The sequence below is a fragment of the Streptomyces sp. BYX5S genome, from assembly GCF_054724165.1.
This window is the reverse complement of record NZ_CM138829.1, coordinates 3358928-3380846: the sequence shown is the minus strand read 5'-3', so window position 1 is coordinate 3380846 and position 21919 is coordinate 3358928. Positions and strand designations below refer to the sequence as shown.

The 21919-nt window shown below is 72.6% G+C and carries 22 protein-coding genes; 17 read left to right on the top strand and 5 right to left on the bottom strand.

Features of this window, described 5'->3' with window-relative positions; genetic code table 11:
- Positions 1–91: 91 nt before the first annotated feature.
- The 6 genes from ACYBSK_RS15375 (at position 92) to ACYBSK_RS15350 (ending at position 6844) form a co-directional block, all read left to right on the top strand.
- Positions 92–2395 (top strand): CaiB/BaiF CoA-transferase family protein, encoded by a 2304-nt coding sequence (locus tag ACYBSK_RS15375; protein WP_460246465.1) that lies wholly within the window; start codon positions 92–94, stop codon positions 2393–2395.
- Positions 2392–3189 carry an enoyl-CoA hydratase/isomerase family protein gene (locus ACYBSK_RS15370; RefSeq protein WP_460246464.1) on the top strand — a complete coding sequence of 266 codons (798 nt, stop codon included), beginning with the start codon at positions 2392–2394 and terminating at the stop codon, positions 3187–3189. The genes ACYBSK_RS15375 and ACYBSK_RS15370 overlap by 4 nt, the downstream gene beginning before the upstream one ends.
- A gap of 83 nt (positions 3190–3272) precedes the next feature.
- Complete coding sequence (locus ACYBSK_RS15365; RefSeq protein ID WP_460246463.1) at positions 3273–4034, top strand: SDR family NAD(P)-dependent oxidoreductase; 762 nt, start codon at positions 3273–3275, stop codon at positions 4032–4034.
- Positions 4035–4154: 120 nt separating this feature from the next.
- Complete coding sequence (locus ACYBSK_RS15360) at positions 4155–5003, top strand: alpha/beta fold hydrolase (RefSeq protein WP_460246462.1); 849 nt, start codon at positions 4155–4157, stop codon at positions 5001–5003.
- Between the two features lie 39 nt (positions 5004–5042).
- On the top strand, positions 5043–5897 hold the full coding sequence (locus ACYBSK_RS15355; protein ID WP_460246461.1) for an alpha/beta fold hydrolase: 855 nt from the start codon (positions 5043–5045) through the stop codon (positions 5895–5897).
- Entirely contained in the window at positions 5897–6844 is a 948-nt protein-coding gene (locus ACYBSK_RS15350) for a quinone oxidoreductase family protein (RefSeq protein ID WP_460246460.1), read from the top strand. The genes ACYBSK_RS15355 and ACYBSK_RS15350 overlap by 1 nt, the downstream gene beginning before the upstream one ends.
- Positions 6845–7022: 178 nt before the next feature.
- Here ACYBSK_RS15350 and ACYBSK_RS15345 read toward each other — a convergent pair whose 3' ends face one another.
- Positions 7023–7373, bottom strand: a complete 351-nt coding sequence (locus ACYBSK_RS15345; RefSeq protein WP_457477629.1) for a winged helix-turn-helix transcriptional regulator — start codon at positions 7371–7373, stop codon at positions 7023–7025.
- 67 nt (positions 7374–7440) lie between these two features.
- Between ACYBSK_RS15345 and ACYBSK_RS15340 the strand changes: the two genes are divergently transcribed.
- The gene (locus tag ACYBSK_RS15340) at positions 7441–8349 is read left to right on the top strand and encodes an NAD(P)-dependent oxidoreductase (RefSeq protein ID WP_457477628.1); all 909 of its coding nucleotides are present in this window, start codon (positions 7441–7443) and stop codon (positions 8347–8349) included.
- Positions 8350–8391: 42 nt separating this feature from the next.
- On the opposite strand, the gene ACYBSK_RS15335 is transcribed toward ACYBSK_RS15340, so the two are convergent.
- Complete coding sequence (locus tag ACYBSK_RS15335) at positions 8392–9885, bottom strand: AMP-binding protein (protein WP_460246459.1); 1494 nt, start codon at positions 9883–9885, stop codon at positions 8392–8394.
- A gap of 160 nt (positions 9886–10045) precedes the next feature.
- Here ACYBSK_RS15335 and ACYBSK_RS15330 point away from each other — a divergent pair, with 160 nt between their 5' ends.
- The 9 genes from ACYBSK_RS15330 (at position 10046) to ACYBSK_RS15290 (ending at position 18211) form a co-directional block, all read left to right on the top strand.
- Entirely contained in the window at positions 10046–11290 is a 1245-nt protein-coding gene (locus tag ACYBSK_RS15330; protein ID WP_457477626.1) for an aromatic ring-hydroxylating oxygenase subunit alpha, read from the top strand.
- Between the two features lie 115 nt (positions 11291–11405).
- The gene (locus tag ACYBSK_RS15325; protein WP_460246458.1) at positions 11406–12773 is read left to right on the top strand and encodes a M20 family metallopeptidase; all 1368 of its coding nucleotides are present in this window, start codon (positions 11406–11408) and stop codon (positions 12771–12773) included.
- Positions 12770–13729, top strand: a complete 960-nt coding sequence (locus ACYBSK_RS15320) for a DODA-type extradiol aromatic ring-opening family dioxygenase (protein ID WP_460246457.1) — start codon at positions 12770–12772, stop codon at positions 13727–13729. The genes ACYBSK_RS15325 and ACYBSK_RS15320 overlap by 4 nt, the downstream gene beginning before the upstream one ends.
- Before the next feature lie 161 nt (positions 13730–13890).
- Entirely contained in the window at positions 13891–14616 is a 726-nt protein-coding gene (locus ACYBSK_RS15315) for an IclR family transcriptional regulator (RefSeq protein ID WP_460246456.1), read from the top strand.
- A 141-nt stretch (positions 14617–14757) separates the two neighbouring features.
- On the top strand, positions 14758–15762 hold the full coding sequence (locus ACYBSK_RS15310; protein WP_460246455.1) for an NAD(P)/FAD-dependent oxidoreductase: 1005 nt from the start codon (positions 14758–14760) through the stop codon (positions 15760–15762).
- A gap of 7 nt (positions 15763–15769) precedes the next feature.
- On the top strand, positions 15770–16090 hold the full coding sequence (gene fdxA, locus ACYBSK_RS15305) for a ferredoxin (RefSeq protein WP_457477621.1): 321 nt from the start codon (positions 15770–15772) through the stop codon (positions 16088–16090).
- Positions 16087–17127: an LLM class flavin-dependent oxidoreductase gene (locus ACYBSK_RS15300; protein ID WP_460246454.1), complete on the top strand. Its 1041-nt coding sequence runs from the start codon at positions 16087–16089 to the stop codon at positions 17125–17127. Before fdxA ends, ACYBSK_RS15300 begins: the two co-directional genes overlap by 4 nt.
- A 16-nt stretch (positions 17128–17143) precedes the next feature.
- Entirely contained in the window at positions 17144–17953 is an 810-nt protein-coding gene (locus tag ACYBSK_RS15295; protein ID WP_457477619.1) for an alpha/beta fold hydrolase, read from the top strand.
- 24 nt (positions 17954–17977) lie between these two features.
- Positions 17978–18211, top strand: coding sequence for a hypothetical protein (locus ACYBSK_RS15290; RefSeq protein WP_457477618.1), 234 nt, complete (start codon positions 17978–17980; stop codon positions 18209–18211).
- Between the two features lie 28 nt (positions 18212–18239).
- Here the strand turns inward: ACYBSK_RS15290 and ACYBSK_RS15285 are convergent, their stop codons facing one another.
- Positions 18240–19679, bottom strand: a complete 1440-nt coding sequence (locus ACYBSK_RS15285; protein WP_460246453.1) for a 3-hydroxybutyrate oligomer hydrolase family protein — start codon at positions 19677–19679, stop codon at positions 18240–18242.
- Positions 19680–19995: 316 nt separating this feature from the next.
- Here ACYBSK_RS15285 and ACYBSK_RS15280 point away from each other — a divergent pair, with 316 nt between their 5' ends.
- A complete protein-coding gene (locus ACYBSK_RS15280) occupies positions 19996–20355 on the top strand; it encodes an STAS domain-containing protein (protein ID WP_457477616.1) in 360 nt (119 codons plus the stop codon).
- 20 nt (positions 20356–20375) lie between these two features.
- Here ACYBSK_RS15280 and ACYBSK_RS15275 read toward each other — a convergent pair whose 3' ends face one another.
- Positions 20376–20975 (bottom strand): Rv1733c family protein, encoded by a 600-nt coding sequence (locus ACYBSK_RS15275; protein ID WP_460246452.1) that lies wholly within the window; start codon positions 20973–20975, stop codon positions 20376–20378.
- Between the two features lie 48 nt (positions 20976–21023).
- Entirely contained in the window at positions 21024–21770 is a 747-nt protein-coding gene (locus ACYBSK_RS15270; RefSeq protein ID WP_460246451.1) for a CBS domain-containing protein, read from the bottom strand.
- Positions 21771–21919: the final 149 nt, after the last annotated feature.

Below are 21919 nucleotides of genomic sequence, written 5' to 3'. Positions count from 1 at the left end.
GGCCAGCAGAACACACCGGTGGCCCGTCTCCCCTCCCGCGGTGACCGTGGGGTGCCGCAAAGGCTGCGGACATGTGAGGGGAGGAGCCGTGGTGCGAACAGAACGGGTCACGACGCCGCTGCGCGTGCTCGACCTGACCGATGAACTCGCCTTCCAGGGCGCTCGACTGCTCGTGGGGATCGGCGCCGATGTCGTACGGACCGAGTCGGGTGCAGGGCTCGGTCCGGCGGCCCGCGCGCACTGGCACGCCGGGAAGCGCTGGACCGCGGCGCGCGACGCGGCGGAGCTCGACGCACTGGCGGCGGGCGCCGATGTCGTCCTGGAGAGCGGGCCCGTGGCACGGCTGCGCGGCCTGCGCGAGGACGGATCGTCCCGCTGGCCGCACGCGGTGCACGTGGTGGTGACACCGTTCGGTCTGACCGGGCCGCGCCGCGACTGGGTCGTCGACGATCTGGTCCTGGCGTCGGCGGGCGGCATGACGTGGCTCGGCGGGCGCCCCGACGGGCAGCCCAAGCCGCCGCCGCGCGAGCAGGCGTTGCAGACCGCCGGGGCGCACGCGGCGATCGGGGCGCTGTTCGCCGTCGTGTCGGGGACCCCGCAGCTCGTCGACATCTCCGCGCAGGAGGCCGTCGCCGCCACGCTGGAGACCGCCGCCCTCGCCTGGATCCACGCGGGACGCTTTCCCGTACGCAACGCAGGGGTGTACGAGCACGTCGCGCACCGGATCTTCGAGGCGGCGGACGGGTACGTGGCCGGGGGCTACTCCGGCAGCCCCCGGATGTGGACGGATCTGCTGGCATGGATGGCGGAGCGCGGCGAGGCCGGTGACCTGCTCGACGAGCGCTGGCAGGACGCCGCGTTCCGGTGGGCCGAGCGACCTCATGTCGACGAGCTGGTGCGGCGGTTCGCGAAGGGGCAGCCCGCCGCCGGCATCGCCGCGGAGGCGCGGCGGCGCGCCCTGCCGTGGGCCGAGGTCGTGCCGCCCGAGCGGCTGACCGCCCATCCGCAGTTGCGCGACCGTCAGTCCCTGGTCACGGTCACCGGTGAAGGCCTGCCGGACGGCGGCGTCGAGGACGTCGGCTTTCCGTGGGCGGCGCTCCCCCGGCCGGTCGCCCTGTCCGCGCTCCACGAGGCGGAGGGCGACTCACCGTGGCACCACCCCGCCCCGGTGCGGCGGCAGCAGGAGCGGTCCACGTCCCGGGCCATGGAGGGCGTTCGGGTCCTCGATCTGACCTGGGTGCTCGCCGGCCCGTACGTGACCAAACAGTTCGGGGAGCACGGCGCGGACATCGTCAAGGTCGAGTCCCGGCACCGCAAGGATCCCACGCGCTACGCGCCCTCGATGCATCTGCGGCCGGGCTCCGACCCCGACGACAGCGGCTACTTCCTCAACTTCAACCGCAACAAGCGCAGCGTCGCCCTCAATCTGCGCACCGAGGAGGGACAGCGGCTGCTGCGCGAGCTGGTCCCGCACTGCGACGTCGTCGTGGAGAACTTCAGCCCGGGTGTGCTGGCCAAGTGGGGCATGGACTACGCCTCGCTGCGCGAACTGAACCCCGACGTGATCCTGGTGTCGATGGCGGGGGTGGGGCAGACCGGGCCCTGGCGCAACGCCGTCACGTTCGCCGACACCCTCGCCGCGATGTCCGGCCTGTCCTACGAGACACGTGACCCGGGAGGCCCGCCGCAGGGGCTGACCTTCGGTCTCGGCGACATGATCGCGGCCAACTCCGCGGTGCTCGCCACGCTCGACCTGCTGGCGCGGGGAGGCGGTGGCCACGTGGATCTGTCCCAACTGGAGGCGATGGCCGCGACGATGGGCCCGGCGGCCCTGGAATCCGTCCTGGGCGACGGTGCGCCGGATCCCCGGACCGCCGAGTTCCCGAACCGGTCGCCGCACGCCGTGCCGCACGGTGTGTACCCGGCGGCCGGGGACGACCGGTGGGTCGCCGTGTCGGTGACGGACCGAGCACAGTGGCACGCCCTGACACGCCTCGTCGAACTCCCCTGTGCCGAAGGCGACTTGACTGCACGGCGGGCGCACGAGGACGAGATCGACGCCGCGCTCGCCGCCTGGACGCGCGGGCAGGACGGCCACAAGCTGGCCGAACTGCTCCAGGCCGAGGGCATCGCGGCGGCGGTCGTGGCGACCGGCCAGGACCTGGTCGAGGCCGACGAACAGCTCGCCGCCCGCGGCTTCTACCCCGTACTGGATCACCCCCTGGCCGGGCCGGTCCCGCACGAGGGCATCGTCGCGCGGCTGGCCGCGACACCCGGTGGGCTCGACCGGCCCGCGCCGCTCCTCGGCCAGCACACGGCCGAGGTGCTGCGCGAGCTGCTGGACCTGAACGATGAGCGACTGGCGGCGCTGGCCGCCGAGGGAGTGACGGAATGAGCGAGGCGAAGACGGCGCACGGGCAGGGGTCCGTTCTGCACGTGACGCGCGACGGCGGCGTGGCGACGGTCCGCGTGGACCGGCCCAAGGCGAACGCCGTGAACCCGGCGATGATCGAGGAGTTCCTCTCGGTCCTGCCGCCGCTGGCCGCCGACCCCGAGGTGCGCTGCATCGTCGTCACCGGCACCGGACGGTTCTTCGTCGCCGGCGCCGACATCGCCGTCATGCGGGACCTGTCGGCGGACAACCAGGCGAAGATGCGCCGCTGGATCCACGTACAGCGTCTGATCGAGCAGATCCCCAAGCCGGTCGTCGCGGCGATGAACGGCCACGCGCTGGGCGGCGGAGCCGAGTTGGCGCTGGCCTGCGATCTGCGGATCCTGTCGGCCGATGCCACCTTCGGGTTCCCGGAGATGGGGCTCGGGCTGTTCCCGGGGGCCGGCGGCAGTCAGCGACTCCCCCGGCTCGTCGGCCCGCATCTGGCGAAACGCCTGATGATCGAGGGGGAAAGGCTGATGCCGCGGCGTGCCCTGGAGCTCGGCCTGGTCGATGTCGTGGTGGAGCAGGACGAGTTCGACGCGGTGGTCGCCGAACGGTCCCGGCGCCTGGCCGCGCAGCCGACGGCCGCCATCGGCCTGCTCAAGCGGGTCGTCGACGAGGGGTACGGGCTGCCGGTCGAACAGGCCCTGGAGCGCGAGGAGAAGGGCGTCGCCGACCTGATGGGGACGGCCGACGCGGCGGAGGGGCTTCAGGCGTTCCTCGACAAGCGGGCGCCGGTGTTCACCGGACGGTGATCACATGCCGACGCGGGTGGTCCTGTTCCGGTGACCGGACCGCCCGCGTTGGTGTGTCACCGGACGGTGCGCATCCTCACTGGATGACCTCCACACAGCACAACGGCCCCGTGCTCGTCACCGGTGGCACGAGCGGGATCGGCCTGGCCGTCGCCGAGGCGGTGGCCCGGTCCGGTCGCCCCGTCGTGGTCACCGGGCGTTCCGAGGACCGCTGCCGGGCGGCTGCCGACCGCCTCCAACACATCGCGACAGAGCGCTGCTCGGCCCTGGTCGCCGACACCACCGACGCCGACGCACTGGCCGCGGTCGTGAGCCGGGCCGCCGAACGCTGGGGCCCCGTCACCGGCCTGGTGACGGCCGCCGGGCAGCTGGCCCGCGGCTCGGTGCTCGACCTGACACCGGACGATTTCCGCGCCGCCCTCGAAGCCAACGTCATCGGCACGTGGCTGGCGATGCGCGCCGTCCTGCCCGGCATGCTCGACGCCGGTCACGGCCGCATCGTCACCGTCGGCTCCGTGCTCGGCTCGACGGGCGCCCCCGAACGGGGCGGGTACGCCGCCACCAAGGGCGCGGTCGCCGCGCTCACCAGGTCCGCGGCCCTGGAGGTCGCCGGGACCGGCGTCACCGTGAACTGCGTAGCCCCCGGCCCCGTCCGCACCCCCATGAACGAGAGCGATGCCACCACCGACGCCGCCGCGCAGGCCGCCTTCACGGCAAAGGTGCCGATGGGCCGCTGGGGCACCCCCGAGGACATCGCGCACATCGTGCTCCCGTTGCTCGCCGCCGGCTCGTCCTTCACCACCGGCGCGGTCGTGCACGCCGACGGCGGCTACACCGCGCAGTGAACCACCGAGTGAGAGCGGTTCGCTGAACGGACCGCGACGCTGGGCCCGCGCCCGGCTCGGTGATGGGCTCGACACCGTACCCCCCCTCCCCGCATTCGTACGGAAGACGGAAGGAACCACATGTCACCAGCACCGGAGAGCCACTACGCGGACGGCGCGGGCATCCGCTACCACTACCACGACCTGGGCGCGGGGCCCGACACCGTGTTCCTGCACGGTGGCGGCCCCGGCTGCACCGCGTGGAGCGACTTCGGGCCCGTCGCGCACCTGTTCGCCGCCGACCGGCGCTGTCTGCTCGTCGACATCCAGCAGTACGGCAAGTCGGAGAAGTCCCCCATCAAGGGGCCGATGTGGGACCACCACGCGGCGAAGACCGTCGGCCTCCTTGACACGCTCGGCGTCGACCGCGCCGACTTCGTGTGCAGCTCGTGGGGCGGCACCATCGCCCTCAACCTCGCCGCGAAGTACCCGGACCGCGTCCGGTCCCTCGTCATCACCGGCAGCATGCCCGTCTTCTACGGGCCGCTCGCCCCGCTCCCGGAGAACGGGCACCGCGGCCGCACGGCCCGCGACATCTACTACGGCGGCGAGGGCCCCACCCGCGAGAAGATGCGCGACCTCATCACGAAGCTGGAGTGGTACGACGGCTCCAAGCTCCCCGAGGAGACGCTCACCATGCGCTACGAGCAGAGCCTCGACGAGGAGGAGCGCGCGCTGGCGGCCATGTCCGACTCACCGCGCGGCGACTGGCAGGACCTCACCGAGGAACTGGGGCGGATCCAGGCTCCCACGCTGTTCATGTGGGGCATGCAGGACGCCTTCCTCACCCCCGACTACCCGCTGATGCTGGCCCGCATGGTGCCGAACGGGAACCTCCACGTGATGGACCACACCTCCCACCACCTCGAGGAGGAGCGCCCCGAGGCGTACAACTCGGTGGTCAGCGGCTTCCTCAACTCCTTGAGCTGAAGCCTCACCTCTCCCCAACTGCCTTACGGAGCACAGCCCATGTCGATCTGGACCGAGATCACCCCCACCCCCTTCCGCGTCGAGTACGTCGACGCCGCCGGAGTCCCCACCCGCACCCTGCGCGCCGGCGACCCGAGCGCCCAGGCCGTCGTCTTCCTGCACGGCACCAGCGGCCACCTGGAGGCCTTCGCGCGCAACATCACCGCGCACGCCGCCTACGACCTGCACGCCATCGACATGCTCGGCCACGGCTACACCGGCAAGCCCGACAAGCCGTACGAGATCGCCGACTACGTCACCCACCTGCTCGACTACCTGGACGCCGTCGGTGTGGACAGCGCCCACATCGTCGGCGAGTCCCTCGGCGGCTGGGTCGGCGCCCGCGCCGCCATCGAGCACCCCGAGCGGGTGCGCAGCCTCCAACTCCTGTGCTCCGGCGGCACGGTGGCCAACCCCGAGGTGATGGACCGCATCCGCACCAGCACCAAGAAGGCCGTCGCCTCCGACGACATCGACCTCACGCGCAAGCGGATGCGGCTGCTCATGGCCGACGACGCCTCCGCCACCGAGGAACTGGTCGAGGTCCGGCACGCGATCTACCACACCCCGGAGTTCGTCGCGGGCGTCGACAACCTCCTCTCCCTCCAGGACATGGAGCGCCGCCAGCGCAACCTGCTGCGTCCGGAGCACCTGGCCCGGATCACGCAGCCGACGCTGGTGGTGTGGGGACGTCAGAACCCGTTCGGCGAGACGCCCGAGGCGACGGCGCTGCACGAGGCCGTTCCAGGCTCGCGCCTCGAACTCTTCGAGAACTGCGGGCACTGGCCGCAGCACGAGCAGGCCGAGCGCTTCAACGCGCTCAGCCTGGAGTTCATCGGCAAGGCGGCGAGCTGATGCGGGCCGTCCGGTTCCACGAGTGGGGCGCGGCCCCCGTCCTCGACGAGGTGCCCGAGCCGGTCCGTGCCCCCGGCGAGGTGCTCGTGCGGATCACGGCGGGCGGTGTCTCGCACCTCGACGCCACCGTCGCCTCCGGCGACTTCGACCTCAAGCCCCAACTGCCGTACGTCGGCGGGGTCGAGGGCGCGGGCACGGTCCTGGAGGCCGACGCCGACTCCGGCCTCGCGCCGGGCACACAGGTCGTACTGCGCGGCGGCGGCCTGGGTCTCCTGCGCGACGGCACGTGGGCCGAGCGCGTCAGCGTGAAGCGCAAGGCCGTCACCCCGCTCGCGGCGCCGCTCGCCCCCTCGGTGGCGGCGAGCTTCTTCGTCCCCGCCACGACGGCGTACGTGGCCCTGCACGACGTCGCCCGGATCGGGGCGGACGAGGACGTCGTCGTGGTGGGCGCGGCCGGCGCCGTCGGTGCGATGGTGGCGCAGCAGGCGCTGGCCGCGGGCGCGCGGGTGACCGGGGTGGTCGGCCGGGAGGATCAGCTGGCCGATGTGCCGAAGGGCGTGGAGGCCGTGACCCTGGAGGGCGCGGCGGGCCTCGCCGAGGACCGTTCCGCGTCGCTGCTCGTCGACACGCTCGGCGGGTCCGGTCTGGTCGGCCGTAGCCGGTGGGTGCGGCAGGGCGGGCGCGCGGTCGTCATCGGGTACGTGGCGGGTCCGCGCGTCGAGCTCGACCTGCCGAGCTGGCTGCTCGACGAGGTGGCGCTGCTGCCGGTGAACATGATCCGCCAGGAGCGCCGGGCCCGGGAGGTCTCCGCCGACCTCGTGCGCAGGCTCTCCGAAGGTGAACTGTCGCTGGCCGTCGAGGAGTTCGGCCTGGCGGAGGCCCCGAAGGCACTGGACGCGCTGCGGGCAGGCCGCGTACGGGGCAGGGCGGTCCTGCTGGCCGGCTGAGAGCGCGCCCGCCGCTGCTCATGACCGGACCACTCGTGAGCAGCCTTCCGCGGGCACGTGAGGAGAAGACAAGGAACGCGTTTTCACACCCACTTTTTTGTGGGTACTTGTCGCTGTCGCCACCCCGGGAGAGCCTGGTGGTGGCCGGGAACGACAGCGGGAAGGAGGAGGACGTGGATCAGGACACGGCGCGCTCGGCGGCGATCCGGTCCAGCCGGCGATGGCCCCAGTCGGACACGGGAGCCAGCGCTCGCGAGAGTTCGCGACCGGACTCGGTCAGCGAGTAGACGGTCTTCGGCGGCACCTCGTCGTACACCTCGCGGTGGACGAGTCCGTCCGACTCCATCTCGCGCAGGGCCTGGGTCAGCACCTTCTCGCTGATCCGGGGGACCTTGCGGCGCAGCTCACCAGGCCGGTGCGGGCCGCCTTCGAGCAGCCACAGCAGGAGCGTCTTCCACTTGCCGTCGATGACGGCGACGGCCGCGGCGACGCCGCAGACGTCGGGGTCGTCGACCCGGATGCGTGTCACGACGCCGCTCCCTCCCCTGAATGTCCCGTCCTTGTCTTCTCCACCTTACGCACAAGGGAGTTCCGCCATGTCTTCTTCCATCGACCCCACTGCCGGGCGTTCCGCGGGCGCCGTCACCGTGATCGGGCTCGGCCCGATGGGGCGTGCGCTGGCCGGCGCGTTCGTGGCCGCCGGGGTGCGTACCACCGTGTGGAACCGCACGCCGGGCAGGGACCGCGAACTGATCGAGCGGGGTGCGGTCGGCGCCGCGAGCGCCGCGGAGGCGGTCGCGGCGAGTCCGCTGACCGTGGTGTGCGTGGTGAACTACGACGCCGCGGACGCGGTGCTGCGCCAGGGCGATGTCACGGCCGCGCTCAAGGGACGCACCGTGGTGAACCTGACCGCCGACACCCCGGAACGCGCCAGGAACACCGGGCGCTGGGCCGACGAGCACGGCATCGACTACCTCGAGGGCGCCATCATGACGCCGACGCCGACGATCGGCACGCCCGATGCGGTCCTGCTGTTCAGCGGCCGCGAGGAGCTCCACCGCGAGCACCGGCGGGTGCTGGATGCCCTGGGCGGCTCCCACACCCACCTGGGCGAGGACATCGGCCGCGCCGCCGCGTACGACATCGCGCTGCTGGATGTCTTCTGGACGTCGATGACCGGCTACATGCACGCGCTGGCCCTGGCGGGGGCGGAGGGCATCGCGCCGCGTGAACTGGCCCCCTTCGCCCAGGGGATCGCCGCGATCCTGCCGGCCCTCTTCCAGGAGACGGCCGGCGACATCGAGGACGGGAGCTTCTCGGGCGAGGGCAATCCGCTGACCTCCGCGGTGTCGACGATGGCCCATGTCGTGCACGCCTCCGAGGCCCACGCCATCGACGCGGGCGTGATGCGCGCCGCCGAAGGTCTGGCCCGCCGCACCGTGGCGCTCGGCCACGGCGCGGACGGCTTCTCCCGGATCGCGGAGGTCCTGGCACGGCGCCGGTGACCCGGCCCACCGGCGCCGTGCCCGTGCGCACCGGACGCACCTCTACCCGCACCGGTCCCACGTCGCCCCGCTGACCCCTCGCTGCCGCAGCACGGACTTGCGCACCTTCCCGGTCTCCGTGAGCGGCAGCTCCGCGACCACGTCCACGTACCGCGGCACGGCGAACGCCGGCAGCTCGGCGGCGCAGTGCCGCGTGACCTCCGCCGCGTCGAGCACGCGGCCGGGCCGCGGTACCACCGCCACCATCACCTCGTCCTCGGCGAGGTCGGAGGCGACCGGGAAGGCGGCGGCCTCCGCGATGTCGGGGTGACCGCGCAAGGCCGCCTCGACCTCGTACGAGGAGATGTTCTCGCCGCGGCGCCGGATGCAGTCCTTGACACGGTCGACGAACCGGAACCAGCCGTCGGGCTCGCGCACCACACGGTCGCCGGTGCGGCGCCACGACCCGGGGTCCGGTTCCGGTTCGCCCAGGTAGCCGGTGGCGAAGGCGTGTTCCTGGTCGGTGCGGACCAGGAGTTCGCCGGCGGTCCCGTCCGGCACGTCGGCGAGATCCACGGCCACCACCCGCGCCTCGAAGCCGTCGCGCACCCTGCCCATGCACCCCGGGCGGCAGTCCTCGGGGGTCGCACCGATGACCAGGTTCGTCTCGGTCGAGCCGAACCCGTCGACGAGTGTCACACCGAACCGTTCGCGGAAGGTCTCCCACAGCCCGCCGGGCGTGCCGGGACCGAGCCCGCGCCAGGCACGGTGCGCGCGGTCGCCGGGGCCCGGTGGCTGGGCGAGCAGCATGGGCACCATGGCGCCGAGCACGTACACACACGTGGCTCGCGTCTCGGCGGCCCGTGCCCAGTGCCGCGAGGCGGAGAACCTGCGGTCCACCACGATCGAGGCGCCCACGGTCATGGCCTGCGCGAGCGCGTTGAGGGCGTTGGTGTGGAACAGCGGGAGGCACGTGTAGAGGGTGTCGTCGGCGGTCAGACGCAGTGAGTCGGCCACGTTCCGGCCCCACCAGACGAACTGGGCGTGCGGGCAGCGCACGCCGCGGGAGGGGCCCGTGGTGCCGGAGGTGAACAGGACGGCGGCCGTGTCCTCGGGCCGGGAGGGGTGGGGCGGCAGCGCGTCGGCGTCGCCGGAGGCGGGCGCGCCCGGCGTCCTGGCCACCCATGTCTCGCCCGCGTACCCCACCTGTGCCACTCGCTCGGCCAAGTCCTGGTCCGCGTACAGGAAGCGGGGCTTCGCCTCGTCCAGCGCGTGTCGGAGCAGTCGCCCGTGCAGCGCGGTGTTGAGCGGGACCACCACCGCGCCGAGCCAGGCGCAGCCGAGGACCAGGTCGACCAGTTCGATGCGGTTGGGCAGCAGCGCGGCGACCCGGTCGCCGGGGCGGCAGCCGCGGGCCGCGAGCGCGCCGGCCATGGTGGCGGCGGCGTCGCGGGTCTGCGCGTAGGTGCGCCGGGTCCCGTCGACGGTGAGGAAGGTCCGCTCGCCGTGCGCCGTGGCCGCCGCGTCGACGAGGCCGGGGATCGTCATGCGGTTCATGAACGGATGCTGTCCGTCCGCTCCCGCGCGCTCAAGGCCGATGGTTCGCTGACCGGTCCGTCCCGGGCCGGTCCGTTCACCGGAACAGGTTCATAGGCGGGGGCCGCACCGCGTCGGATGCTCGTGTCGCACACCCACTTGAGCAGGAGGCCACGACGAGATGACGACGAGCGAACGATCCCCCGCCGTGAAGAAGGCCGCCGAGAAGCAGCCCGCGAAGGCGCGCAGCGCGTCCGACGAGAAGATCGGCCGGCAGGACTGGTCGTCCTGGCCCCACTACGACAAGGCGGCGTCCGGCTTCCGCGGCTACTGGTACCCGGTCACCTGGGCGAGCCACATCACCGGTGACCCGAAGCCGTTCACGCTGTGCGGCGAGAAGATCACGCTGATCCGCGACAGCGGCAAGGTGTACGCGCTGCACAATCGCTGCCCGCACCGCGGCGTCCCGCTGTCCGAGGGCAACCAGCAGTTCCCCGGCACCGTCAGCTGCCCGTACCACGGCTGGACCTTCGACCTGCCCACCGGCAAGCTGTCCGCCGTCATCACCGACGGCCCCGGCTGTCGGCTCACGGGCAAGCTCGGTGTGCGCACGTACCCCGTCGAGGAGCGGCTCGGCATGGTCTGGGTGTACGTGCCGGTCGCCGACGAGGAGCCGCACCCGATCGACGAGCAGCTGCCCGAGGAGCTGGTGTCGAACGCCTTCGTGATGGGCGGCCGCTTCGACGAGCGCGGCGGCAACTGGCGCTTCGCCTGCGAGAACGGCTTCGACGAGGGACACGCCAAGTACCTGCACCGCACGGCCCTTTGGCGCCTGTTCAAGCCGATGCCGACGTGGAACATCACCCGGATCGTGCCGGAGGGCCGCTGGATCTACCGCGTCCAGGACGAGGTCTACTGGGAAGCCGACTTCCCGGGCGTGGGCAAATGGACCAACAAGCGGTGGTGGATGAAGCAGCCGCCGGAGGGGACGTTCAACCTCGGCAACACCGGCGCGACCGACAAGGTCGACCCGGTGATCGAGTCCCAGAACTTCCCCGGCTTCGCGTCGCTTTCGATGCCGGGCATGCTGCGGATCGCCTACCCCAACTTCATGCACTACGAGTTCTACGTGCCGATCGACGAAGACCACCACATGTACGTCGGCGTGATGGTCAACTTCAAGCGGGGCTGGGACACCCTCCGCTTCTACGGCAAGTACCTCGGCGCCATCCGCTGGCTGTTCCACGGCCAGTTCTCCGGCCAGGACAAGTGGATGGTCGACGTGACCGACGCTCCGCCGGAGAAGCTCTACCGCCCCGACGTGTCGCTGACCGCCTGGCGCAACCTCAGCGAGGAGGAGTACGCCAAGAAGCTCGCCGCCGTCGGCATCGACCCCGCCGGTGACACCACGGAAAAGGAGGCCTGATCATGGCCCGCACTCTGTCCAGGATTCTGCTCGGCGTCGCCCTCGCGGTGGCACTCCCCCGTGCCAAGCAGCTGTTCGCGGAGAAAACGAAGACCCAGGTCCACCGGGTCAACCAGTGAGCGCGGGCAACGGCCCCGACGGACTCTCCGGCCTCGACGCGCAGCGCCGCGAGTGGGTCTCGGGCGCGTGGCGGCACGTCACCGAGGAACGGCTGCGCGAGCTGATCGTGGGGCTCGTCGGTGTCCCCAGCCCGACCGGTGACGAGCGGCCGCTCGCGCAGCACATCGCGGGGACGCTCGCCTCGGTCGGCCTGCGCGCCACCTGTCAGCCGATCGACGCACGGCAGGCGAACGCGTGGGCCCGCCTCGACGGCGACGGCACAGGGCCCGACCTGATGCTGTACGCGCCCATCGACACCTTCACGGTGGGCGAGGAGAGCGAGGACGTGCCGTGGGCCGGGCCTGCGCTGCGTGAGGACATGCGTCCCGAGGCCATCGTCTACGACGACCTGGTGACCGGCCTCGGCGCCTCCAACCCCAAGGGTCACGCGGCCTGCGTGATGATGGCCGCCGAGGCCATCGCGCTGGCCGGGGTGCCGCTCACCGGGGACCTGGTGGCCGCGTTCGGCGCGGGCGGCATGCCGACCAACGCCCGGCCCGGCAGCGACCGGTTCAACACCGGTCAGGGCGCGGGCTGTTCGTTCCTGCTGGAGCAGGGGGTGTGGACGGACTACGCGGTCATCGCCAAGCCCGGCTGGACCGTGTCGTGGGACGAGGTCGGCCTGGTGTGGTTCGAGGTGACGGTGCACGGCACGCACACCTACGTGGGCTCGCGCCACCGGCTCCCGTACGACAACGCGATCAGCCGCGCCGGCGACGTCGTACGGCACCTGGAGGAGTGGTTCACCGAGTACGCGAAGCGGCACACCGGCGGCACGGTCGCGCCGCAGGGGATCGTGTCGTCGGTGCGCGGCGGCTGGCCCCGGCTCGCCGCCGCCACCCCGGCGGCGTGCACCCTGCGCGTGGACCTGAGGATCGCGCCGGAGACGACGCCGATGCAGGCGAAGCGTGAATTCGTCGCCGCCATCGCGGAGTTGAAGCGCTCCATGCCGGGGCTCGACGCGACCGTGGAGATGATCCTGGCGATTCCCGGCACGTCCACGAGCCGGGAGAGCTGGGTGTTCCGCAGCGCGGTCGCCGGATGGGAGGCCCTTGAGGGGCGCCCGCACGAGGTCGTGACCGGGAACAGCGGCGCCACGGACGCGAACATCCTGCGCGGGCGCGGCATCCCGACGGTCCGTGTCGGCATGCCGAAGGTCACCCGGGCGCCGTTCGACATCGACTTCACCCGCGGCATGAACACCGTCTCCGTACAGCAGATGCAGAAACTGACCCGCCACCTGATCCGAACGGCGGTCGACACCGTCACCCGTTCCCGCGCGGACTGCGATGCCGCCCTGGAGCCGGAAGGAGCAACGGCATGAGCGAGATCGTGCTCGGCGTGGGAGCTTCCCACAGCACGCTGATGAACACGCACTGGGAGGAGACCCTCCACAAGGACCGGGCCGAACGCTTCCGTGACGCGCTCGGCGCGGCCCGCGACGAACTGGCCCGCACCCGCCCCGACACGGTCGTCCTGATCGGCTCGAACCATTTCCGCGGGTTCTGGCTCGACCTGATCCCGCCGTTCACGCTCGGCGTCGGGGAGTGCGTCGCGAGCGGCGAGTCCGGGACCCCGAAGGGCCCGCAGCCGGTGGATGTGCCGCTCGCGCAGCACATCGCCGACTCGCTGGTGGAGAGCGGGCGCTTCGACCCCGCGTTCTCCGCCCGGCTCCAGATCGACCACGGGCAGTCGCACGCCATCCAATACCTGCTCGACGGGCTCGACCTCGAGATCGTGCCCCTGGTGGTGAACGTCTTCGCGCACCCGCTGCCGACCCTGGAGCGATGTCAGGAGCTGGGGTACGCCATCCGCGAGGCCGTACTCGCCTTCCCCGGCGACCGGCGGGTCGCGGTGGTCGGATCGGGCGGGCTCTCGCATCGGCTGCCCTGGCCGGACTGGCGCGAACCGCACGGCGACGACGAGGAGTTCATGGTCGGCGCGTGGCTCAACGGGCGCGACAACTGGCAGGACTACGACGCCCGCCGCCGCGAGATCATCCGGGCCGCCGAGGCCTCCCTCACCCCGGAGTTCGACAACGAGTTCCTGACTCTCCTCGAACGCGGCGAGGCACACCGTCTCACCGCGTACACGACCGAGGAGCTGGAGAAAGCCGCGGGCAACGGCGCGCAGGAGCTGCGTACGTGGCTGCTGATGGCCGCCGCCCTGGACCACGCGCCGGCCCGGCGGCTGGCCTACGAGCCGATGCCCGAGTGGCTCACCGGGATGGGGGTCGCGGTCATCGACCCGGCGGCCGTGGACGCGGGGCAGTCGGCATGAGCGGGGCGGCCGGGGCACCGACGGCCGACCGCCGGCCGGGCGTCACGGCGCCCGCCGGGTTCGTGCTCTCCGCACGGCCGGGCGCACCGGGCCCCCGGGCCGAGGCCGGCAGAGCGCCGGTCGACGGGGGCGACGCGGCCGAAGCGGGCGGGGGCGATTCGATGAACTCCGTTCTCGGGAAGGTCCGTCCGATCCTGGAGGCCTTCACCTCCGACGACGCCTCGCTGTCGCTGGCCGAGCTGGTGCGCCGGTCGGGCGCCGCCAAGGCGACAGTGCACCGGCTGGCCCAAGAGCTGGTCACCTGGGGGCTGTTGGAGCGCGAGGGCTGCGACTACCGGCTCGGGCTCCGGCTGTTCGAGCTGGGGCAGCGGGTGCACCGGCAGCGGATCCTGCGCGAGGCCGTGCAGCCGTACATGGAGGATCTGCTCCTCATCACCCGGGAGACCATCCACTTCGCCATCCACGACAGCCTGGACGTCGTCTACCTCGACAAGATCTTCCCGCACCGCGGGCTGAACGCCGAGTCCCGGGTGGCGGGCCGGCTCCCGTTGTACTGCACGGGCACCGGCAAGGCGATCCTCGCGTACTCGCCGCCGTCGCTCTTCGTCGACGTGGTCCGGGGCGGCCTCAGGCCGATCACCCGGCACACGGTGGTCTCGCCGGGCCGCCTGCGCGCCCAGCTCGACCGGATCCGGGAGGAGGGCATCGTCCTGGAGTCCGAGGAGATCCGGCTCGGATACGCCAGCCTCGCCGTTCCCGTGTTCGCCGGGGGCACCACGCTGGTGGGCGCGTTGTCCATCACGGCACCCACCTACCGCATGGACGCGCCGGGGTACGCGGCGGCGCTGCGGACCGCCGCGCTCGGCATCGGCCGGTCGCTCGCATAACCGCACCACATCTCACGCGTACGAGGGGGCCCGCCGGACGGCGGGCCCCTCGCCGTTCGTCGAGCCCCACGCGCCGGGACCGTCCTGCTCAGCGGAACGACTCCGTAGGGGGAACCGGCCCCGCGTTCCTACGCTCCCCCCATGAGCGAACTCACCGACGACACCGGCGCCCTGACCACGGACGTCCTGATCATCGGCGCCGGTCCCGCGGGCCTGTACGGCGCGTACTACGCCGGGTTCCGCGGCCTGAACGTCACCGTGATGGACGTGCTTCCGCAGCTCGGCGGGCAGATCAGCGCCATGTACCCCGAGAAGCCCATCTTCGACATCGCCGGCTTCCTGTCCGTGCGCGGCCGCGACCTGGTGGACGGTCTCGTCGCGCAGGCCGAGCCGTACTCCCCGCGCTATCTCCTGGGCCACCGGGCCGCCGAGCTGACGCACGACACCGAAGGGCTGCCGGTGGTCCGCAGCGACCAGGGGGTGACGGTGCGCGCCAAGGCGGTCGTCATCACCGGGGGCGTGGGGACGTTCACTCCGCGCCCGCTGCCCGCCGGGGAGGAGTTCCTCGGGCGCGGCCTGGAGTACTTCGTACCGGACCCGTCCGTGCACGCCGACCGGGACGTACTGGTCGTCGGTGGCGGCGACAGCGCCTTCGACTGGGCGGCCCTGCTCGCCCCGATCGCCCGCTCGGTCACCCTCGTGCACCGCACCGCCCGCTTCCGCGCCCACGCGGCGTCCGTCGAGAAGGTACGGAACCTCGGCGTGGAGATCGTCACCGACAGCGAGGTCAGCGGGCTCATCGGCACCGACCGCGTGGAGCAGGCGCAGATCCGGCACCGCGTCACCAAGGAGACCCGCCTCGTCCCGGCCGGAACGGTCGTCGCCGCGCTCGGCTTCCTCGCCGACCTCGGCCCGCTCCAGCACTGGGGCCTGGACCTCAACGCCCGGAAGATCACCGTCGACACCCACATGGCGACCAACCTGCCGCGCGTGTTCGCCGCGGGCGACATCACCGACTACCCCGGCAAGGTCCGCCTCATCTCGGTCGGCTTCGGCGAGGCCGCCACCGCCGTCAACAACGCGGCCACCGTCATCGATCCGGAGGCGGCCCTGTTCCCCGGCCACTCCACCGAGAAGGAGCACTGAACACACCATGGCGTACGTCATCGGCTCGTCCTGCGTCGACATCATGGACCGGTCCTGCATGGAGGAGTGCCCGGTCGACTGCATCTACGAGGGCGAGCGCAAGCTCTACATCAACCCCATGGAGTGCATCGACTGCGGGGCCTGCGAAGTCGCCTGCCCCGAGCAGGCGATCACGGTGGACCGCAAGGCGGACCCCGACTTCCGCGAGGACAACCGGGCGTTCTTCGTGGAGATCCTCCCCGGCCGCGACACCGCGCTCGGCTCCCCCGGCGGGGCGACGCCGCTCGGCCCGGTGGGCGTCGACACACCCATGGTGAGCGCCCGGTGAGCGAACCGGCGGGCAGGGTGGCGGTCGGCGTCCGGGTCCCGCCGTGCGACCGCGCCGACCGGATCACGGCGACGGTGCGCCGCGCGGAGGAGCTCGGCTTCGACGCCGCATGGTTCCCGGACTCGCAGCTGCTGTGGCGCGACGTGTTCACCACCCTCACCGCCGCGGCGCTCGGCACCGAGCGGATCGCCCTGGGCACGGCGGTCACCAATCTGGTGACCCGTCACCCCGCCGTCGTCGCCTCCGCCGCCCGCAGCGTCGCCGAACTGGCCCCCGGCCGCTTCACCCTCGGCCTCGGCGTGGGTGACAGCTCGGTCGGGCCGGTCGGCCTGCGCCGGAGCACGACGGGTGGGATGCGTGCGGGCCTGGCGCTGCTGCGCGCCCTCCTGGGCGGCGCGGAGTACGAGTTCGCGGGCCCCGCCGGGACGGTCCGCTCCCGGCTGCGCGACCCCGGCCCCGACGTACCACTGCACCTGGCGGCGAGCGGCCCGAGGAACCTGCGCCTGGCCGGTGAGGCGGCCGACGGCGCCGTCCTCCTCAGCGGTGTCTCGCCCCGCACGCTGGCAGGCGCCACGGCCCGGGTGCGCGAGGGCGAGCGCGCGGCGGGTCGCGCGGAAGGTTCGGTGCCGCTCACGGTCTCCGCGTACTGCGAGGTCACCGACGACATCGAGGCGGCGGCACGCCGCGTCAAGCCCATCTGTGCCGCGATCGCCCAGAACGGCGGCGCCCCGTTCCTCGCCCTCGCCGGCATCGACGTCGCCGTCCCCGAGGTCGTCGAAGGCGTGTACCCGGATCTGGTGCACGCCGAGGACTGGGAGGCCGCCGTGAAGGTCGCGTCCGCGTGGGTGGACGACGCGGCGGCGCTGCGCTTCGCCGAGGAGTTCTGCCTGTTCGGCACAGCCGACGACATCGCCCGTCGGTTGCGCGCCCTGCACACCGCCGGTGTCCGCGGCGTGTTCCTGCAACACGTCGGCTCCTACGACCCGCCCACCGATCTCATCGAATCCGTCGGCGCCTCGGTGCTGCCGGCCCTGTGACGAAAGCGACGCGCGCATGACGGACACGACCACCACGGACACGCCCACGCTGCGGAAGGGCTATGTACCCAGCCGCTTCGGGCAGTTGCACTACGTCGAGTGCGGCGCGGGCGAGCCCGTACTGCTGCTCCACCAGACGCCCCGCTCCTGGACGGAGTACCTCGACGTGCTCCCCCTGGTCGGGACCCGGTACCGGGCGATCGCCATGGACACCCTGGGCTACGGGGCGTCCGCCAAGCCCGTCGGCCCGCACACCATCGAGCGTTTCGCGGACGGCGTCGGCGACCTGGTCGAGGCGCTCGGCCTGGACCGCTTCCACCTGGTCGGGCACCACACCGGCGGGGTGATCGCCGTCGAGGTGGCGGCCCGCTTCCAGGACCGCGTGGCGAGCCTGCTGCTCTCGGCGACGTCGTTCGTCGACGACGAGAAGCGAAACGGCGCACACGGCAGCGTCGACCTCGTCGACCCGACACCCGACGGCGCGCACCTGCGGCAGCTGTGGGACAACCGGCGCGGCTTCTACCGGCCGGGCGAGGAGGCGGCTCTGGGCCGGTACGTCATCGACGCGCTGACCGTCCTCGACCGCGTCGAGGAGGGCCACGCGGCGGTGCGCGGCTACGCGATGGAACCGCGCCTGCCGAAGATCACCGCCCGTACGCTCGCGGTGTGCGCGCCCGACGACCGGTTCTCCCGGCCGTCGCTGGCGAAGTTCGCGGCGACGCTCGACTGCCCGACCAGGGTCCTGTCGGCCGGCCATGCGGCGGCGCCGGAACAGATCCCGGAGGAGTTCGCCGCCACCGTCGTGGACTGGGCCTCCGGCGGCTGACCCGGTGCGGAGACGGGAGCCGGTGTGGCGTCCGGAACAGCCGCGGCGGGCCCGCACAACCTCGTCGTCGACGTCTGGCTCCGCTCACTGGCCGACGTGCACTCCTTCGAGGCGCACCTGTCGCGCAGGCTGCCGCGTCTGACGATCCACGACCGCTCGGTGGTGCTGCGCACGGTCAAGCACATGGGCCACCTGCTGGACCACGCGGGCCGCGCGACGGGAGTTGTGCCGCTGCGACATCCGGTGCGGGCGCGCTGACACCCGCCCCGGGATGCGTGCCCCGGTGTCACCGGGTGCGGGAGCCGGACAGGGAGCAGTCGTTGAGCAGGGTCGTGGTGTCGGCACCGGCCGGGCGCTCGATGGTGTGTCCGGCCGGGGGCCGTGCCGTGCCGGTGTGCCACTTCTCCATGGCCTCGAACGCGGCGCGATAGCACGGGAGGATCGGGCGGAGCCGGTCGGGGAAGGTGTCGACGAGGGAGTCGACGTGGGTGCCGTCCTCGACGCGGTAGTAGCGCAGCAGCGCGCCGCGGCCGGACGTGCGGACCATGTCCGCGTAGACGTCGGAGTCCTGGGATACGGGCAGCAGTACGTCGAGGGTGCCCTGGAGGGTGATCAGCGGTTTGCCGATGCGTCCCGTCAGCGCGATCCGGTCGACGGCCCGCTGGGCCCCGGACCGGGACGCGTAGTCGTAGTCGGCGTCGCAGGCGTCGGTCCCGGGTGTGCAGTACGGGGTGCCGGCCTCGGTCGCGCCGTCGTAGTCCGGGTCGAGTTCCTCGCGGTAGATGCGCTGGGTCAGGTCCCAGTAGACCTTGTGGTGGTAGGGCCACAGGAACTCCGAGCCGGCCGGGAACCCCGCCCGGTGCAGGGCCCGCCCGGCGGCCTCGGCGTCCTCGCCGCCGGCGGCGTACGCGGGGTAGTGGCGCAGGGCGGATGGCAGGAACGTCAGGAGGTGGGGGCCCTTGGTGCGCCACAGGGTGCCTTCCCAGTCCACTCCCCCGTCGTACATTTCGGGGTGGTTCTCCAGCTGCCAGCGCACCAGGTAGCCGCCGTTGGACATGCCGGTGGCGAGGGTGCGGACGGGTGCGCGGTGGTAGCGCTGGGCGACGACCGCCTTGGCGGCGCGGGTGAGTTGGGTGAGGCGTTCGTTCCACTCGGCGATGGCGTCGCCGGGGCGGTCGCCGTCGCGGTGGAAGCCCAGGCCGGTGTTGCCCTTGTGGGTGGCGGCGTACGCGTAGCCGCGCTTGAGGACCCAGTCGGCGATGGCGCGGTCGTTGGCGTACTGCTCGCGGTTGGCCGGGGTGCCCGCGACGACGAGGCCGCCGTTCCAGTGGTCGGGCAGCCGGATGACGAACTGGGCGTCGTGGTTCCAGCCGTGGTTGGTGTTGGTGGTGGAGCTGTCGGGGAAGTAGCCGTCGATCTGGATGCCGGGGACGCCGAGGGGGGTGGGCAGGTCCTTCGGGGTGAGGCCGGTGTAGTCGGCGGGGTCCGTGTGCTCAGTACGCACCGTGCCCGCGGTCGTCAACTCGTCCAGGCAGTCGGCCCGTTGGTGCTCGGCGCCCGGTACGCGCAGGTGGGCGCGGCCGGCGCAGTGCCGGTCGGAGGGTGCTGCCGCGGGCGCCGTCGCGGTGGCCCCGAGGACCAGGGAGCAGGCTCCGGCGAGCGCGAGGGCCGCGCGGGCCGCGGCCCGTGCCGGGTGTGGGCGGGTGGCGCTGCGGGGCGGGTTCATCGTTCTCCTCGGAGGTCGCGCGGTGGGAATGAGGCGGAGGCTAGGACCTCGGTCACCGGGCGCGACATGTGGCGGCCCGCCATGACGCGGACGCCGACAGGGGCGCCGGACACCATGGCGGGCCGGTTCGTCGAGGGCGCGGACACCACAGACCGGCCCACGGTATGCGGTGACGCGCGGATCGCGCGGACTTCCGGGGTCCGGTGGCCGACTCCTGCCCCAGAATCCCGCTGCTCCAGTAACTTGTCCGTACGACAGCTGCCTTCATGAAGCTTCAAGAACCCGTACCATGCTCGGTAGTTGAGGGACAGAGATCATGAACACACCGCCTTCTCCCGCCCCTTTCACCCTCACCGCGGTCGACGCCGGGGTCTCGGTCCTGCTGCGTGTGAACGGGGAGCTCGACCTCGACACCGCGCCCGCGCTCGACGAGGCGCTGACGTCGTTGCACACGCGGCACTGCGAACTGGACCTGGCCGAGGTGCCGTTCACCGATTCGACCGGCATCAATCTGCTCCTGCGGCACCACCGGGAGGCCGCCGAGGCGGGCGGCAGTCTGCGGGTGGTGTCGGTGACACGGCCGGTGCGGCGGGTGCTGGACATCAGCGGGCTCAGTGCGACGCTGCTCAGCTCGGTGGACCCGTCCTCCCCGCATCCCGACAACGCGCAGGAATGACACCTTCCGACGCGTGCGTCTCACGTCGCCTGCCGGCCGCGGCCCTCGCCGTCCCAGGCCGCCCACTCGCTCTCCCAGCCGGCCAGGCGGCGCCGGTCGAAGGCACGGCGGGCCGCCCAGCCCGCGATGAGGAGCGCGCCGATCGCGGCGCTCCCGGCGGTCGTGCCCGCCACCACTGACCGCCCCAGCGCGTCGGAGGGGTTCAACGGCGCCACGGTCAGGGCGCCTTGGCGGTCGAGCCAGATGCCGATGCGGTCGCCGCGCTTCAGGCCGGAGTCGACGGTCACGACGGCGGTGCGGGTCCCGCCGCCCGGCGTGGTCCAGCGGACGCGCACGGGGACCTTCGGTTCGACCGTGAGCGCGTCCGGACCGGCGCTGGTCACCTTCCACGGCGCGTCGCGGGTGAGTTCGGCGCGGGCGGGATGGCGTTCCGCGCGCTCGGCGCGGGCCTGCGCGCGGACGTCGTCGTACGTCGTGCGCCCCACGGCCGTCCCCGCCGCGGGCGCGGCGACGAGCGCGGCCACCGCGAGCGCGAGCATCAGCCGCCCCTCCAGCACGTCGCTGCGGCGGCGCAGCGGATTGTCGCGCCACAACCGTCCCCGCCGTCGCACACCCCGCATCGCACTCACCCGTCCTCACCCGACCTGGTGTTCCTCCGGTCCTGGCGCTCAGAGCCCCCGCAGCCAGTCCTCCTGGATGCCCCGGAAGGGCGGCTCCTCCGGTCGCAGATGCGCGTCGTCGAGGCGGTACGACAGCCCGTCCACGACGCCGACCACACCGTCGAGGTGTCCGGTCATCCGGGCGGCGATCTCCTTCTCGCTGCGCCGCTCCACCTCGCCGGCCAGCGTGGCCACGCCCTCGCGGACGCTCACGGAGACCCGCTTCGGGTCCAGCCACAGGCTGCGCACGACGACCTCGTCGATCACCTCGCGGCGGATGTCCTCGTCGGGGCGCAGGAACGTGCGGAGCAGGTCGCGGCGGGTGACGATGCCGACGAGGCGGTCCTCGGCGTCGACCACGGGGAGCCGTTCCACCTTGTGGCTCGCCATGGTGCGGGCGGCTTCGGCGATGGTGTCCTCGGCGTGCACGGTCACCGGCGGCGCGGACATCAGCTGACCCGCGGTGCGGGCCGTCGAGCGGCGGCGTTCGGCGCGGTTGCGGCGCTCGGTCCACCGCCGCAGCAGCCGCGGCCCGGACGTGCCGTCCGCGTCGGCGGCGTCGTCGTCCGCGTGGGCCTGCCGGGCCATCAGGTCGGTCTCCGAGATCACTCCGATGACCTTCTGGTCGCTGTTCACGACGGGCAGTCCGCTGATGCGGTGCCGGTTCAGCAGTCGCGCGACCTCCTTGAACGGGGTGGCGTACTCGGCGCGCACGACCTCCGCCACCATGACCGATCCGATCCGGCTGTGCTTCATCCGACTCGACCCCCTTGCCTCCGGCCCGGGTCCGGCGTCTGTTCCGGGCAGCCAGCGTCCAGCGGACGGGGCGGTTCTGGCAGGGGCCGGGCGGCCCGGCGTCCCGGGCCCTTCGGGTCCTACCGGCGCCCGGCGAGGCGCCCGAGGCT